The sequence below is a fragment of the Petroclostridium sp. X23 genome, from assembly GCF_030013905.1.
Classification (GTDB): Bacteria; Bacillota; Clostridia; order SK-Y3; family SK-Y3; genus X23.
In genome coordinates this window covers 904,827-920,787 of the sequence record NZ_CP124862.1, presented here as the reverse complement: position 1 = coordinate 920,787, position 15,961 = coordinate 904,827, and the positions used below count along the sequence as shown (strand labels likewise).

Sequence of the window (15,961 nt, the reverse complement as noted above, 5' to 3'; positions counted from 1 at the left end):
GCAATGGGAATCCATTAATTGGAACAAAGTGGAATACGAAGTTAATAGGCTACAAACTAGGATTGCCAAGGCAACGAAGGACAACAATAGAAATAAAGTGAAACGGTTACAATATCTACTGACCCATTCTTTTTATGCTAAAGCCTTTGCAGTAAGAAAAGTAACAACTAACAAAGGGAAAAACACATCAGGCGTAGATAATAAATTATGGTCAACACCTGCATCTAAAATGAAAGCTGCTTTAAAACTTTCAGATAAACGATATCGATCTAAGCCGCTAAGACGAGCATATATCGCTAAAAAGGGAAAGAATAAAAAACGCCCACTGGCATTCCTGTTATGTATGACAGGGCAATGCAGACATTATATGCATTAGCCCTTGAACCAGTCACAGAAACTAATGCAGATACCGTTTCCTTTGGATTTCGTAGGGGAAGAAGTGCTAAAGATGCATGCGAACAAATTTTTGCAGTACTTGCAAGAAAATGTTCTCCCACATGGGTAATTGAAGGTGATATCAAGAGTTGCTTTGACAACATCCATCACGACTGGTTAATGAGCAACATCCCTATGGACAAACGAATTATGAAACAGTTTCTCAAATCTGGATTCATATACAAGGGTGAACTCTTTCCCACTGACACAGGGTCACCTCAAGGTGGTTCAATATCGAGTATATATGCGAATATGACACTGGACGGTCTTGAAAAGGTTATTCAAGATAAATATCATAGGAATTCAAAAGGAAACATTGAGAACCATTATCGTGCAAAGACAAAAGTAAATTTAGTGCGTTATGCTAACGATTTCATCATTACTGCGAACTCAAAGGAGATAGCTCTAGAACTTAAAGACATCGTCAGTGAATTTCTGTTAGGCAGAGGTCTGATGTTATCAGAAGAAAAAACCATCATTACTCATATAGACGAAGGATTCGATTTCCTCGGATGGAACTTCAGGAAATATAATGGCAAACCGTGGATGTTCATCACAAATGAATATACTCTGATAAACCTAAGAAGAATTCATATTGTCAGACACCAAAGTTTACAAATTTCTAGAAATCCATTCTTTAGGGTTTTTACTGACCTGCTGAAAGGTATAAGCTATACTGTTATTTATGCAGAACATTTCAATATGCCAAATAATATTTGTAATTTTTTCTTATTCCCTGTAGCAAGTAAGGAGAAGACAAAAAAATATGTTATCAGTGCAGAACACAAAATAAATAAAATATGTGAAAACATTAAAAATGGAATTATTAAGAAACGCGGATTCAATATTTTTTCTAAATATCTTGGTCTGTTTTGCCAGAGGTTTTATTTTCACAGTTTTGAGAAAAAGGCAAAAAGAGATGTAAAAATAACTGCTGATTGTATTGATTGTGCCAAATGTACAAAGATTTGCCCTATGAAAAATCTGAAAATTATTAATAATAAAATAGAACAAAATGGCAATTGTACGCTTTGTTATAGGTGTGTTAATATGTGTCCTCAAAAAGCAATAACAGTTTTTATTCACTCAAAAGTTAAGCAGCAGTATAAAGGTATTCCTGATTTTATTTATACTAAGTTAGACGTTTAGTTATGGAAGAGTGAATGGTCGAATCGAAAGGAGTATGTTACGATGTCAATTGTTGAAGAAAAGCTTGCAAAATCATTAACTGCAGAATCCACAGACCTGATTCCGTACCTGCCATATCTATTGCAGGATTTGTGGGAACTTGGCTCATCACCAAAGGATATTATTGACATGATCCAAAAGCATATTCAGATATCGGAGAAAACGAAGGTGCTTGATTTGGCTTGCGGAAAAGGGGCTGTTAGTGTCCAAGTAGCCAAGGCTTTAGGTTGTATGATGAAAGGAATTGACATCATTCCTGAATTTATTGATTTTGCAAAAAAGAAAGCTCAAGAATACGGTGTAGAGAACTTGATTTCATTACTTTTAAGTGGGTATCATGGTATGTGTTTGGTTACTGCAGAGATAAAAATGACTATCGCCTGTTTAAGCTTAACCTTTTATGGAGACATAGAATTATTGATAATACATTTACCCCGAGAGAAATACCGGTTAAAGAGCTTGATTTGGATGATTACTTTACAGATGAAAACAGAATCACCATTATATTCGACAAATCATTGGAATACCGTCTGGTTGAGGAATATGGACCTAATTGTTATGAAGTAATGGAAGATAGAAATCTCAAATACTCAGTCGGATATACAAACAGAAACTATATGGTTTCCTGGGTGCTTGGGTTTGGAGATAAAGCAAGAGTTGTTGAACCTATTGATTTGGCAAAAGAAATAATGGAAAAAGCAAAAAATATTATTAGAAATTATGAACATGACATATAGTTGTCTTGTCCAGTATGATATGATAAAGCAAAAAAGGTGGTTACATATGGTTGAATCAAGATGTGGTTTGATATGCAGTGAATGCTCTTACAAAGAGCCATGCAAATGTGGTGGTTGTATTGAAACAAATGGACACCCGTTTCATGGGGAGTGTCCGGTTGCTGTATGTTGTCAGAGAAAAGGACATAATCATTGCGGTCAGTGTGAGGCAATGCCTTGTCGGCAGCTTTATACATATTCATACTTGGATAAGGAACATGGAGATAATCCTCCCGGAGCAAGAATAAGAATTCTAAAAAGATGGGCGAAAGAAAGGAAGTAATTATGATATGAGCAATGAACTGATTTCAAAAGCAGAAGCAATAATGAAGAATGCAAATGTTGCAACTATAGCTAAAATTGATGATAAGGGATACCCAAGGGCTTCAACAATTTCAAGTATTAAAACTGATGGGGTGAAAACGGTATGGTTTTCAACTGGATTATCATCGAGTAAAGTAAAGTTCTTTATGATTAATAACAAAGCTAGTGTCTGTTATCGTGAAGGAGGAAATAATATCACGTTGATAGGTACTATAGACATTCTATCTGATCCTGAGCTTAAAAAGCAATTATGGGTAGACTGGTTCATTAATCACTTTCCTGGAGGTGTTACAGATCCTAATTATTGTATTTTAAAATTCACAACCAACAATGCCATCTTTTGGATTGATAACCAGTATGAAGAGATAGTACTTTAAGGAGGCGGAACATGGCACAATTATTAAGATATGAAGACTTTATAGATAGGGTAGATAACCTTGGTTTTATGTCATTATCAAATATTTTACCGGGATTTCCATCTCTTTCAGAAGAGACTGCAAAGAAGAATTGGCATACAGGAGATCCGGATACTGACCCGTGGTACTGGAAAGACAGGGCAGCAGAAGAAAAACGTTTGGCATTCGGTTGTATTTTGGGCGGACACAAGGGCTTTGTATCGGCAAGTATGTATTCCTTGTTTTATACAGCTTTTCATCCAAAGGAAAATATGGAGGAGAGAAGAGCATTTGGGCAGGTAAGTGAGATGGTATGGCAGCATAATGGGATTGCTATTAGTGAAAACATAAGTCGTAAAGAATTAGCGAAGACACTTGGGATAGAATGATGTATAATTGATGGTGCATGGAAAGTTTTTCTATGTGCCATTTATTATTTGGAGATGGTTAAATGATAACTTTAAGAGATGTCGCAAAAACCGATGAAAGAATATATACTGTTTGAGAGCATGATTTAGGGCTAAAGGTTTACTTAAGTAGGTTATATCCTAATAACTGCCGTGTAGGAAACTATGATGCATCAAAAGTATGCTGGTTTATTATTGAAGAAAGTACATGTGATATAGGCTCTGTATGGCTAGAAAGAGATATAAAAGAGTCAGATACTATGGTTTTTGTCATTTTCATTTTTGAAGAGCAGTATAGAGGTAAAGGAATAGGAAGTAAAGTGATAAAAGAAGCAATTAGGATTTCAAAGCAGAGAATTGCCTTTAGAAAAGTAAGGTTAAATGTTAGAAAAAGAAACCTAAGAGCAATACAGTGTTATGAAAAATATGGCTTTCGTATATGTGGAGAAGGAAAGCAAATAGATTTAGACGGTACTACTATCGACTATTATAAAATGGAAATGAAAGTTGGGAACTGAATACAGTGTTTCTTATAGAAAAAATTGATAATGGAATAGCTGCCTGATTTTGTTTTATAAACCGAGAAGTTAGAAGAATTTGGTTTAATTTTCCTTTTTATACATTTTAAACATTGATTATACCGACTTATTATGTTAAAATAAAAGTTGATATAAATAAGAATTTAATACGAAAATAAAATCTGTGTAGCGTACCAGCCGTTATTTTCATGCATGGCTGGTGAAAAAAATTTAATGATCTGTTAGGAGGAACCGAAACTATGACAGCCTCAATGCGTTTAAGATAAGCTGGCAATAAAAAAGGCAGAATCTATCCTCGGTGATAGGCTTTTTTGTTGTGCTTATTTATACGATATTGAGCATTCATTAGTTACGGTAAGCTATAGTTTCTAGCTGTGCCTTTCTTTGACTATACTTTTTTTGAATGTTGCCATATTGTATGTATGCAGACCAAAGCCCACATTGTGGATTTAGGCCTGCATTTTTTGTTGCCTAGATTACTATTCTAAATAGAAATTCAAACAAAATAATAGGATGCAGGTGATAATAAAAATGGAAAAATATAATTGGAAACTTAAGTTTTTTACAATATGGGCAGGACAAGCAGTATCATTGATAACCAGTGCTATCCTGCAAATGGCGTTAATTTTTTATCTTACAGAGAAAACAGGATCTGCGATGGTGTTGTCTATGGCCTCATTAGTTGGTTTTCTACCCTATGCGGTCTTTGGACCAGCCATAGGTGTATTAGTAGATCGCTATGATAGGAAAAAGATAATGATTGGTGCTGATTTGATTATTGCAGCAGCTGGAGCAGTTCTAGCTATCATTGCTTTGTATATGGAGCTACCTGTCTGGATGGTTATGGTGGTATTATTTATCCGCAGCATTGGAACAGCTTTTCATTCACCAGCGCTAAATGCGGTTACGCCTCTTTTAGTACCAGAAGAACAGCTGACCAAATGTGCGGGTTATAGCCAGTCTTTACAGTCTATAAGCTATATTCTTAGTCCTGCGGTTGCAGCATTGTTATACTCTGTTTGGGAATTAAATGCGATTATAATCATCGATGTACTGGGTGCTGTGATTGCATCTATAACGGTAGTAATTGTACGTATTCCCAGACTAGATGATCGAGAGCAAAGTTTCAAACCAAATTTCATAAAAGAAATGAAAGAAGGAATTGTCGTACTGAGACAAAACAAAGGACTATTTGCCCTATTACTGTTAGGAACACTGTATACGTTTGTTTATATGCCAATTAATGCACTGTACCCGTTAATCACCATGGAATATTTTAATGGGACACCGATGCATATTTCTGTTACCGAAATTTCTTTTGCCTCTGGAATGTTGGCAGGAGGCTTGATACTAGGTCATCTAGGAAGCTATGAAAAACGTATTCTACTAATAACGGCATCTTTTTTTATGATGGGAGCTAGTTTAGCCATTGCAGGGTTACTTCCTCCAAGTGGATTTATCATATTTGTAGTCTGCTGTGCAATAATGGGGCTTTCAGTCCCATTTTACAGCGGTGTACAAACAGCACTATTTCAGGAAAAAATTAAGCCTGAATATTTAGGACGTGTGTTTTCTCTCACAGGGAGCATCATGTCTCTAGCTATGCCTATTGGGTTAATTCTTTCTGGGTTCTTTGCTGATAGAGTCGGAGTAAATCATTGGTTTCTAATATCAGGTATTTTAATTATCTGTGTTGCTATAATATGCCCGATGGTGACCGAGGTTAGAAAATTGGATTCAAAATAAGAATTTTTAGGAGGGACATTTATGTATTATATTTTCATGTAATTCTTCCTGCTTAAATCGCAGGGCTTTCCCTGCGTACAGGTAAATGGAAACATGCGATGATAGACAGGAGGAAATAATATGGAATTGATAATAAAAGTAAAAGATGCTCGTTTGGAATTCACAGGGCATGATATTTTAGATATAGAAGAATTAGAATTATATGATTATGACCGCATTGGTCTGGTGGGAGCAAATGGTGCAGGAAAAACTACCTTACTCAAGGTGCTTTTGGGAGAATTAACTCCACCGGGATGCAGAATAAGTCGCCGTGGAGAGTTTGCATATATCCCTCAGCTAGATGAAATAACTTTGCAGGAGGAAAAAGATTTTGCACTTATGGGCAAGCTTGGTGTTGAGCAATTAGAGGTACAGACCATGAGCGGTGGTGAAGAAACAAGACTTAAAATAGCACAGGCTTTTTCTGCGCAGGTACATGGTATTCTGGCAGATGAACCCACCAGCCATTTAGACCGTGAAGGAATAAACTTTTTAATCGGACAGTTAAAATATTTTTCCGGCGCATTGCTAGTTATCAGCCATGATCGCTATTTCCTTGATGAGGTATCAGACAAAATATGGGAACTGAAAGATGGCAGAATCATGGAGTATTGGGGAAATTATTCTGATTATCTTCGCCAGAAAGAGGAAGAACGTAAAAGTCAAGCTGCAAAATACGAACAATTTGTTGGAGAACGTGGTCGATTGGAACAGGCTGCTGAGGAAAAGCGCAAACAAGCACGTAAAATAGATCAGAAAGCAAGAGGTGCTACCAAGAAAAAAAGTTCCGAAAGTGGTGGACGTCTGGCGCATCAGAAAACAATTGGAAGCAAGCAAAAGAAAATGTATAATGCTGTTAAGTCTATGGAACATAGAATTGCAGCTTTGGGCGATGTGGAAGCTCCGGAAGACATCAGAACGATTCGTTTTCGACAGAGTAAAGCATTGGCGCTCCACAATCCATATCCCATTATAGGTACGGAAATTAATAAAAGGTTTGGAGACAAGGTATTGTTTGAAAAGGCATCTTTTCAAATCCCACTTGGCGCAAAAGTGGCACTGATAGGTGGTAATGGCGTAGGGAAAACAACGTTAATCCAAATGATTTTAAACCGTGAAGCGGGTATTTCGATTTCTCCTAAGGCGCAAATGGGTTATTTTGCCCAAAATGGATATAAGGATAGCCGTGATCAGGTAGTAATGGAATTTATGCAAGAGGACTGTGATTACAAGGTTTCCGAAATACGTTCTATTTTGGCATCAATGGGATTTTTACAGAATGATATTAGTAAAACATTATCCGTTTTAAGTGGTGGTGAGATTATTAAGCTGTTATTGGCTAAAATGCTTATGGGACGATATAATATCTTATTACTGGACGAACCGAGCAATTTTCTTGACCTGCCCGGATTAGAGGCTTTGGAAATGCTGATGAAAGGATATGCTGGAACGATTGTGTTTATCGCCCATGATAAACGATTGATTGACAATGTGGCTGATGTGATTTATGAAATCAAAGATAAGAGATTGAACTTAGTCCGATAGCTATTTTATCGTTTGTGTTGATAGAGTGGAAGTAGGCCAGCGATATAGAGGTTATGCTTTTATCTAAGCAGACCTCTAACGAGGAAAAGGAGAGCCTTCGGGATAAACTTTGAAGGCCCTTTCCCATAGAGATATACGTAAAACATAAGTAATATATTGCAAAGAAAAGCGTAATGCTGCATGAGATGCAACTTTTGATAATGTAAATATAAAAAGATTAATGAGTTTGGTGAACATCTTTTACCAAACTCATTTTAACATGTAATAATAATTAATATAATACCTGGGAGTAATGAGATTTGTAAATTTCTTATATAGTGTTGAATGTTTTTATTTAATATTTGTCCATTATGTTAAACAACTTTTACAATTCTTAAGTCTCAATAATAAAAGTGAGTCTGATGTTCGTATTGAAAAAACGTGGATAATTATGGAACATATATTATGGAAATCCGTCTATTTATCCGATAAATAAGGTGTAGGACACAAGAAAAAGGAGGCACAATGATATGTTGCTATTCTTGACAGCAATAGAGGACCGGCATAGTCGAAAAAAGCTTGAAGCTTTATATACAAGATATAATAAAGATGCTTTCTATTTTTGTGGGCATGGAAATGATGATCCATCAGATCCGAGGATTTCAGTAGAGAATAAAGATGATGAGTTTAATGCGGTACTATATAGTTCTGAAGCTGTTGGGAATTGGCATTTTGTTTTCTTAGATGCATGTCATACAGGAAGATCTGTTTGGGCTGACACATTTAATATTTCATCAAGCTACTCTGATAGAGCGTATCTTGGCTGGGATGGAACAGTGGATACACAACCAGCATATGAATTTGCTCAAGAATTTTGGCCTTTAGTAGGAACAATGAGCATTAGAGATGCCGCTGTTTATGCAGCAAATCAGGTGCCTGGTAGTGGTACAACTCCAATTAGATTCTTTGGTAATTCTTCATATGATGGCTCTGCATATTAATAATCGGAGGTCCATATTAATGAATGCCAAGAGATATCTTCTAATTCTATTTATTATCCAATTATTTGTTTTGATTACGGGATGTGTAAAAGATGGGAATGAAGAAAATGAAAAGATTTATAAGAAGGAAGTAAATCCATTGAACACAGTATCAGATAAAGACACACCATGGTATAATTCATATAATTTGGACTGTGAGAAAATTATAATTGCTGTTGCTGACGGCAAAGGAGATAAGCCACATAATAATTTAAAGAGTATCTTTGAAGTATCAGATACTGCTAGAATAGAGGAGATTAAAAATTCAATCAATATATCAGAATGGGAAAAAATAGACCCGGAGAATCGGGCGAAAGAAGAACCTTATTTTTATATAATTATTGGTGAAGACACTATAATACGAATGTATAGTGATATTCCATATGGTGGTATAGCCAATTATTCTATGAGTGATGGATATTATAAATTCAGTAACTATAGCGGTGATTATAACATATCTCACGAATTATTCAGTAAGCTATGGGAATATCTTGTGCCATATTACGATGAATTAGATGTAGAACCATACAATGATAAATCATAATTTGAATTGAAATAATAAAAGTTATAGTATAATGATCTTCTACAATAACTATGAGGTCATTTTGATGAAATAAAAAAGTTCAATATATCAAAATTCACACTTAAAACCCAAACTTTGTATGGATTCAAGCCATCGACCTTGGCGCTTTCGATAATGCTGTAAACGGCAGTACTTGCGGCAGATCCTTCGGGACTTCCACTGAATAGGCCAGTTCCCCCTCTTGCGTGTTTTGAAAACATAAGAGGAGGAACTGGTTTTTCAGCGATATTACCAAGGGAGATGAAGCCAGTGCTGTTATTTGCAGTATCGTTGAGACGGCAAAGGCAAATAATCTGAATATATACATATCTGAATTATTTGTTCTTGTATATGCCGTAAGTGTACCACGGGAATCCTTCGGAAATTATGGAGGATATGATGACTTAGTTCGGACGGGTACAGAAAGAGTGCAGAAAGTACCTTGTTGGCCTTCAACACAGTAGTTTCTTATTAACTGTAGACGCAATTTTAAAAGCCGATGAAAAGCCTGATATGTAGGGAGATGTGCACGATGAAAAAATTTATAATGGTTATAAGTATAATTGCTGCGTGTAATATGTTAGTGTTATTTATTTACTATATCCTAATAGTGATAATATCTTATATGGATTCTTTTATGATATTAAAAATTCGCAATATAATAAAGCATTAACATTTGAAATTGAGGTTCAGGACTACGTGAAACAGGAACATTATAAAATTAATAAACGGATTTTTGAAGATCATAATACGCAAATGTTTTTGCAAGAAATCATTGCAGATAAAGAGAAAATTTATTTAATGATTAACAGCCAAATAAAACGAAATTTAAAAGAAGGTAAATTTTTAACCTTAAGAAAGATTAATAATCGTCGAGTATGTGACTATGAATCGATAGCCATTGATGTTAAAGACAGTAAAGGCAATAAGATTCCGTTGGTACAATATTCTATAAATAGTGATGAAAGTTGCATATCAAAGATAAAAGATTTTTCTGGCTCTCCTTTTTGATGTATACAACTACACTCTAATATGGTATAGCATAGAGTGTAGTTGTACTGAGTAGGAGATATAAAGACAAATTAAAAAAATATTGATTGGTTTGAGATTTTACCTCAATTTAATTGCATTTTTTATAAAAATCGGGTATAATATAAGAAGGAGTTTGCGAGATTATATACAAACTCTAAGGAGGATGTTATATGCTGATAAATTATGTATTTGAAAATTTTCGCTCCTTTAAGAGCAAGACGAAACTAAATATGGAGGCGGGAGCACAGCGAACTTTAGATGAAAATCTTATCCGAGAAAATAAATTACGTATTCTTCCATCTGCTGTCATATATGGAGCAAATGCAAGTGGGAAATCCAATATAATTATGTCACTGGCGATAATGAGGGAGATTGTCTTGCAAGGCTCCCTAGAGGCTTTTTCGTCGGATTTGAATAATCTGGAATTATACCCGTTTGCCCATAGTTCAGAACAAAAACCTATGTTATTTGAAATAGAGTTTACAAACGAGGAATCGCGTTTTTTGTATTCTTTTGAAGTGCTAACCAAGTCGTTTGACAAGGACAAAAGGCAGATTGTATCCGAACAACTATGGATAAACAATAATAAAACATTGATTCAGATTTTTGAGCGCAGTCTGCAGCGAGTTGCAATCAAGCGGGATAAAAAGGTGCTTTCTCTTATACAGTATGATGAAAAGCTGTTGGCAGAATTTGAAAATAAAATCAATAAAAACCTTGATCCCACTGAACTGTTTTTAACACATGCATTCAAAACCGTTATCAGTAGTGAGATTGCAGATGAAGTAATTGACTTTTTTAAGAATAAGCTGGTTGTAGTCAGCGATTTTACACTTAAGAAAACTAACCTTACATTTTCTGCAGCTGATATGCCAGATAAAGATTTTCTGGCATGGAATAAGACATTAGACGGCTTTGTAAAAAATGCGGATTTCGGTCCACAGAGAATCCTGTTTAAATCTCAAAAATCGGAGGAAGAGCATTCTGCTGACATGGAGCTTGTCTCTATCTATAAGTCAGGTAAGCGGGATGTAATGGTTCCTGCGGAATTCATGGAATCAAGAGGAACACTGAAACTATTGGATTTTGCTATTCCATTTGAAACCCTATTCACGAAGGGTGGCGTATTTGTACTAGATGAATTTGATGCAGCAATCCATCCGGAATTGATTAAAGGTATTATCGCTTTATTTAACGACCAATCGGTAAATAAAAAGGGCGCACAGCTTATATTCACTACCCATAACCCAATTTACCTAAACAACAAGATATTCCGTCGTGATCAAATTAAATTTGTAGAAAAAGATAAAGACACCTTTGAAAGCACGGTTTATTCGCTTGCTGATTTTGGCTCTACAGATGTAAGGAATGATCAAAATTATCTGCTAAACTATTTTAAAGGGAAATACGGTACACTTCCGTATATAGACTTTTCCAAACTTTTTGCAAAGGAATCTTAAGGAGGGAGAATAATGTATCGTAAAACTTACTTTTGCGTCTGTGAGGGTCAACAAGAAGAAATGTATTTAAAGCATGTTGCTTTTCTGCTGAAAAAATTCCCGCAGCGTGTTGTTACTTTTAATACGACGTATGGTTTGCCGGAAAGGCTAAAGAAAAACTACACAGAGTACGATAATGCTGCTTTATTTGATTATGATTTCAAGGAAGAGGAATTTCGCAGAAATATAATGATTTGTGAACAGCTCCAACGGAAAAGCCGTAAGGAAAAAGGAAAAAATGTTTATCACGCTTATAGCAATGTAAACATAGATTTATGGTTTATACTTCATAAAGAAGATTTTAATAGGCCGGTTGCCTCAAATGATGCTTATGTTACCGATGTACGCAGAATATATGGGCTAAGCCAGGAGGCGAATATTAAAGAAAAAGCAAACATTGATAGAATACTAAAGCAAATTACTCTAGAGGATGTAAAGCAGGCAATCCGACGGGCAGAGCAAATTCGTAACAGTAAATTGGAATCCGACTGCTTTATGGTGGGTACTGTTGCCTGTTATGGCAATCCGGATTTTTCTCTTCATGATTTTTTGAAAATTGTTTTGCAGGATTGTGGAGAGCTATAAAAGCGAAGGAAAGGTAGGATATGAGTAAAGCAGGAGTAAAGTTTTCAGAAGTGAAAGAACTTTTAGTGAGAGATGAAGAATTTAAAGCGGAATACGACAGGCTAAAACCACGCTATGATGTGATTTCTCAAATTCTCGAAGCACGAATAAGTCAAAACATCACTCAGGAAGAATTGGCGCTCCGAGTTGGAACTCAGAAATCCAATATCAGCCGTCTAGAAAGCGGAACGTACAATCCATCCCTTATCCCTTGACTTTCTCGTTAAAGTCGCCCGATGCCTTGGGAAAGAAGTGCATGTCACATTAAAATAAAGGATTTGGGGAAGCCATAAGGAAACTTATTGGACTTGGTCAATCAATACCGAAGGAAGTATAAATAATATATATACTTGCGAGATTAGTGAAGAAAGTGAATTAAGGAGGAAAAAACTTTGAATAAATGCTGTTGTGGAAATTCAGAAAAATTTTCTTGTGATATAGAAAACGAGAATTTATGTCCTGTATGCGGAAAACGAGGTGCTCTTGTAAAAAACATTACAGTAAAGCATATGATACTTGACGAGCTAATGGAACAAGTTGATGGCAATGATTATTTTTTATGTATGGATGAGGAATGTGATATTACTTACTATAATATAAAATCTAATATCAAATTTAATAAACAGCAAGTAAAAGTACCCATATGGTTTAAAAAAGATGCTAATCCTAAATATGCTTGCTACTGTAGTAAAGTAACAGAGGAACAAGTAATAAATGCTGTTATAAAAGATGGTGCAAAGAGTGTTAGAGATATTGTTGTACTTACTGGAGCAATGAAAAATTCACAATGCCAGAAGAGCAATCCATTAGGTAAGTGTTGCCATCAAATAATTCAGGGTGCAATTGATAGGGGAGTATCAATGAAATAGGGACAAATTGTTTATGTGGCACATTATAACTGGTGTCGTATGGGTTTGATATTATTTATAGATATATAAAGGAGATTTTATGGAAATTTCCAATATTTATCTTATTTTTTGATAGCAGGAATATTTGAAATAGGTGGTGGCTATTTGCTTTGGCTGTGGTTGCGTGGAGGAAAAGGTATTTTATATGGGGCTGCAGGTGCTATTATTCTGATTCTATACGGAATTGTTCCTACACTTCAACCTCCAAATACCTCTTTTGGAAGAGTATATGCAACTTACGGAGGCATATTTATTATTCTTTCGATTCTATGGGGGTGGCAGGTAGATAAGGTAATGCCAGATAAATTCAACCTGATTGGTGGGTTTATCGCACTCATTGGAGTTGCTATTATTATGTACGCTCCGAGAACTTAATACACATTTTTTAAAAATGTACAATATATTGTCGTGACTTCAGTCAAGTGCATACCAATTTGGAATATTTAGATAGAAAGACGTTGAAAAATCAGCGTCTTTTTTCTTTGCAAAAAATCAAGAAAGGAGGGTTTGCCATAATGAGAACCTATCAAGTGGAAATAAAGGAAGCACTTTGCATGACCGTTGAAATCCAAGCCGAAAATGCACATCAGGCAGAGGAAATGGTTCGACAAGCATATAACAATCAGGAGTATATCCTTGATGCCGAGCACTTCACTGGGGTGGAATTTACATCACATGAAAAAGAGATGGATGAGCAGTACCGGAAACAAAAGCGGTATGAACATGAGCGATGACAGATGCTTTTTTCGGCATGTGATATCTAAAGCCAACTGTAAGTATCAACATAAGACCAGTGTCTTATGTTGTAGCAAGCACTGAATTTGGATAGCCAAATTCGCTTGTTAGGGTTCCCCTAATACCCCGATGCGTTAGCTGTCAGTTTGCAGAAATGCAGTTGGCGGCTTTTTTGTTGCAAAAAATGAAAGTGAGTGAAATTGAAAATATCAATGAAAGGATGCGGAACGATGAGAAAACGGAACATTCAAATCATTGTACGTTTGAATCATGAAGAGCAGCAGCATCTGGCTCAGCAGGTGAATAAAACGGGACTTTCGCAGGAAGCATTTATTCGTGCCCTCATTAGCGGCTATGTCCCTAAAGAGCTTCCACCTCTCGACTATCACTCAATGATAAAGGAGCTTCATGCTATTGGAAATAATCTGAACCAGCTTGCAGCAAAGGCAAATGCCACAGGTCACATAGACAAGACAGTTTTTCAGTATGAAGCCAATCGCCTTCGGAAAGCAGTGCTAGATATACAAACGGCTGTTACTTTACCGGAAAGGAGGGACAGTAATGGCAACCACTGCAATATGGGATATAAAAGACCGCCTTGACCGGGTAATCGAGTATGCCACAAATCCCGATAAAACAGAAAACCACAGTTTCTCAACTTCCGATTTTCAAGGTTTGAAAGATGTGCTGAAATATACTGTACAGGAAGAGAAAACAGAAAAACAGTTTTATGTCACTGGTATCAACTGCGATCCGGCTACTGCCTGTGAGCAGATGTCAAAAACAAAGCTGCAATTCCAAAAAACAGATGGCATCCTTGCATTTCATGCCTACCAATCCTTTGCTCCGGGAGAAGCTACTCCGGAAACTGCTCACGCCATTGGTGTAAAGCTGGCACAGAAGCTTTGGAGTGAACGATTTGAGGTTATTGTATCCACTCACCTTGATAAGAATCATCTTCATAATCACTTTGTTCTAAACTCGGTATCATTTATGGATGGCAAAAGGTATTACGATAATAAGTCCACCTATTCGCTTCTACGCCAGACCTCTGATCAGCTATGCTGCGAATACTCCCTGTCAGTCATAGAAAATCCTCAACGGGGGAAATCAAGACACTATGCTGAGTGGAAAGCCGAACAGGAAGGCAAACCTACCTGGCGAGGTCTCATCCGTGAAGACTTGGACAAAGCGATTGCTGAGGCCATGACCTTTACACAATTTATCTCCAATCTCCGTAAACAGGGGTATGAGGTTAAGACGGGTGTAAAGCATATGGCTGTGCGCCCGCAGGGAAAGGAACGGTTTGTCCGGTTGAAAACCATTGGGAATGATTACACTGAGGAAGCTATTAAACAACGCATTCTTCAAAATCATGTGCCGAAGCGTCCTCAAATATTACCAGAGCCAAAGCGAAAGCGGTATACCATACGGGGTAATATAAATCTGAAAACTAAGAGAAAACTCAAAGGTTTGCAAGCTCTTTATTTTCACTATCTTTACAAGATGGGGATTTTACCAAAACAATGTGTATCCAATAAACGGACGCATTTTTTGTTGCGTGAAGATCTCCGACACATGGACGAACTAAACGCTCAAATGAAACTCCTATGTATTCATTATATTGAAAACAAGGAACAGCTCCTTTCCTATCAGAATGGACTGAATCAGGAAATGGCAGTTCTGGTCAATGATCGCAAATCTCTTTATAACCGATTGAGACGGTGCAGGGACGATGAACAGACGTTGGCATACAAGACGCAAATTACCGGTCTCTCAAAGAAGCTGACCCTACTTCGAAAGGAGGTGAAACTATGTACGGGTATCCTGTCACGTTCTGAAGGAATGAAGCAGAAACTGCTTCAAGTCCAGCAGGAGGAAATTCATCAAAGAAAGGAGGAGAAGGCATATGAACAACGGAGCCGACGCAGCGGATCAAATGGTCAACATGAGTCTAAAAGGGATTGAAGTAATGGCCAAAATTTCAGGAGAGGGAGCGAAAAATCTTGCTACCTACCTGTATGCAGTGTTGAAAGATCAGAAAAAAACCAGAGGTAAGACTCGTTTAGAAGGGCTTTTGCGAAGTGGCAAGGAACTGAAAGTATTTGCGGTACGAAACGAAGATTTGAAGAAATTCACGCAGGAAGCCAAGCGCTATGGCGTTCTATACTGCGCCACCGGTTGATGA

At 36.6% G+C, this 15,961-nt stretch carries 18 protein-coding genes and 4 pseudogenes; all 22 read left to right on the top strand.

Annotated features, from left to right (window positions below; all coding sequences use genetic code 11):
* The first annotated feature begins 28 nt into the window (after window positions 1-28).
* The 22 genes and pseudogenes from QKW49_RS04625 to QKW49_RS25970 all read left to right on the top strand — a co-directional run bounded on the left by QKW49_RS04625 (window position 29) and on the right by QKW49_RS25970 (window position 15,958).
* A complete protein-coding gene (locus QKW49_RS04625) occupies window positions 29-376 on the top strand; it encodes a reverse transcriptase N-terminal domain-containing protein (RefSeq protein WP_282866397.1) in 348 nt (115 codons plus the stop codon).
* On the top strand, window positions 355-1,584 hold the full coding sequence (locus QKW49_RS04620) for an EFR1 family ferrodoxin (RefSeq protein ID WP_282866395.1): 1,230 nt from the start codon (window positions 355-357) through the stop codon (window positions 1,582-1,584). The genes QKW49_RS04625 and QKW49_RS04620 overlap by 22 nt, the downstream gene beginning before the upstream one ends.
* Before the next feature lie 42 nt (window positions 1,585-1,626).
* Window positions 1,627-1,944: pseudogene (locus QKW49_RS25975) on the top strand (class I SAM-dependent methyltransferase); the annotation flags it as partial.
* A 23-nt stretch (window positions 1,945-1,967) separates the two neighbouring features.
* On the top strand, window positions 1,968-2,360 hold the full coding sequence (locus QKW49_RS04610) for a WYL domain-containing protein (RefSeq protein ID WP_282866394.1): 393 nt from the start codon (window positions 1,968-1,970) through the stop codon (window positions 2,358-2,360).
* A 46-nt stretch (window positions 2,361-2,406) separates the two neighbouring features.
* A complete protein-coding gene (locus QKW49_RS04605) occupies window positions 2,407-2,682 on the top strand; it encodes a DUF3795 domain-containing protein (RefSeq protein ID WP_282866393.1) in 276 nt (91 codons plus the stop codon).
* Window positions 2,683-2,689: 7 nt separating this feature from the next.
* Window positions 2,690-3,100 carry a pyridoxamine 5'-phosphate oxidase family protein gene (locus tag QKW49_RS04600; protein ID WP_282866392.1) on the top strand — a complete coding sequence of 137 codons (411 nt, stop codon included), beginning with the start codon at window positions 2,690-2,692 and terminating at the stop codon, window positions 3,098-3,100.
* A gap of 11 nt (window positions 3,101-3,111) precedes the next feature.
* Window positions 3,112-3,507 (top strand): hypothetical protein, encoded by a 396-nt coding sequence (locus tag QKW49_RS04595; protein WP_282866391.1) that lies wholly within the window; start codon window positions 3,112-3,114, stop codon window positions 3,505-3,507.
* A 197-nt stretch (window positions 3,508-3,704) separates the two neighbouring features.
* A pseudogene (locus QKW49_RS04590) lies at window positions 3,705-4,043 on the top strand (GNAT family N-acetyltransferase); the annotation flags it as partial.
* 552 nt (window positions 4,044-4,595) lie between these two features.
* Entirely contained in the window at window positions 4,596-5,810 is a 1,215-nt protein-coding gene (gene mef(A) / locus QKW49_RS04585; protein WP_282866390.1) for a macrolide efflux MFS transporter Mef(A), read from the top strand.
* A gap of 120 nt (window positions 5,811-5,930) precedes the next feature.
* Window positions 5,931-7,394: an Msr family ABC-F type ribosomal protection protein gene (locus tag QKW49_RS04580; protein ID WP_282866389.1), complete on the top strand. Its 1,464-nt coding sequence runs from the start codon at window positions 5,931-5,933 to the stop codon at window positions 7,392-7,394.
* A 509-nt stretch (window positions 7,395-7,903) separates the two neighbouring features.
* The gene (locus tag QKW49_RS04575) at window positions 7,904-8,374 is read left to right on the top strand and encodes a hypothetical protein (RefSeq protein ID WP_282866388.1); all 471 of its coding nucleotides are present in this window, start codon (window positions 7,904-7,906) and stop codon (window positions 8,372-8,374) included.
* Between the two features lie 19 nt (window positions 8,375-8,393).
* Window positions 8,394-8,957 carry a hypothetical protein gene (locus QKW49_RS04570; RefSeq protein ID WP_282866387.1) on the top strand — a complete coding sequence of 188 codons (564 nt, stop codon included), beginning with the start codon at window positions 8,394-8,396 and terminating at the stop codon, window positions 8,955-8,957.
* Between the two features lie 717 nt (window positions 8,958-9,674).
* Window positions 9,675-9,986 carry a hypothetical protein gene (locus tag QKW49_RS04565; RefSeq protein WP_282866386.1) on the top strand — a complete coding sequence of 104 codons (312 nt, stop codon included), beginning with the start codon at window positions 9,675-9,677 and terminating at the stop codon, window positions 9,984-9,986.
* A gap of 191 nt (window positions 9,987-10,177) precedes the next feature.
* Window positions 10,178-11,467, top strand: a complete 1,290-nt coding sequence (locus QKW49_RS04560) for an ATP-binding protein (RefSeq protein WP_282866385.1) — start codon at window positions 10,178-10,180, stop codon at window positions 11,465-11,467.
* Between the two features lie 12 nt (window positions 11,468-11,479).
* Window positions 11,480-12,091: an RloB domain-containing protein gene (locus tag QKW49_RS04555; RefSeq protein WP_282866384.1), complete on the top strand. Its 612-nt coding sequence runs from the start codon at window positions 11,480-11,482 to the stop codon at window positions 12,089-12,091.
* Between the two features lie 20 nt (window positions 12,092-12,111).
* Window positions 12,112-12,403 (top strand): annotated as a pseudogene (locus tag QKW49_RS04550) (helix-turn-helix transcriptional regulator).
* 119 nt (window positions 12,404-12,522) lie between these two features.
* Window positions 12,523-12,999, top strand: coding sequence for a Csac_0668 family 2Fe-2S cluster-binding (seleno)protein (locus QKW49_RS04545; RefSeq protein WP_282866383.1), 477 nt, complete (start codon window positions 12,523-12,525; stop codon window positions 12,997-12,999).
* A gap of 90 nt (window positions 13,000-13,089) precedes the next feature.
* Window positions 13,090-13,413 (top strand): annotated as a pseudogene (locus QKW49_RS04540) (YnfA family protein); the annotation flags it as partial.
* A gap of 140 nt (window positions 13,414-13,553) precedes the next feature.
* The gene (locus QKW49_RS04535) at window positions 13,554-13,772 is read left to right on the top strand and encodes a DpnD/PcfM family protein (RefSeq protein WP_282866382.1); all 219 of its coding nucleotides are present in this window, start codon (window positions 13,554-13,556) and stop codon (window positions 13,770-13,772) included.
* Window positions 13,773-14,003: 231 nt separating this feature from the next.
* Complete coding sequence (gene mobC, locus QKW49_RS04530) at window positions 14,004-14,375, top strand: plasmid mobilization relaxosome protein MobC (protein ID WP_282866381.1); 372 nt, start codon at window positions 14,004-14,006, stop codon at window positions 14,373-14,375.
* Entirely contained in the window at window positions 14,335-15,741 is a 1,407-nt protein-coding gene (locus tag QKW49_RS04525) for a relaxase/mobilization nuclease domain-containing protein (protein ID WP_282866380.1), read from the top strand. Before mobC ends, QKW49_RS04525 begins: the two co-directional genes overlap by 41 nt.
* A complete protein-coding gene (locus QKW49_RS25970) occupies window positions 15,683-15,958 on the top strand; it encodes a PcfB family protein (protein WP_349239075.1) in 276 nt (91 codons plus the stop codon). The genes QKW49_RS04525 and QKW49_RS25970 overlap by 59 nt, the downstream gene beginning before the upstream one ends.
* Window positions 15,959-15,961: the final 3 nt, after the last annotated feature.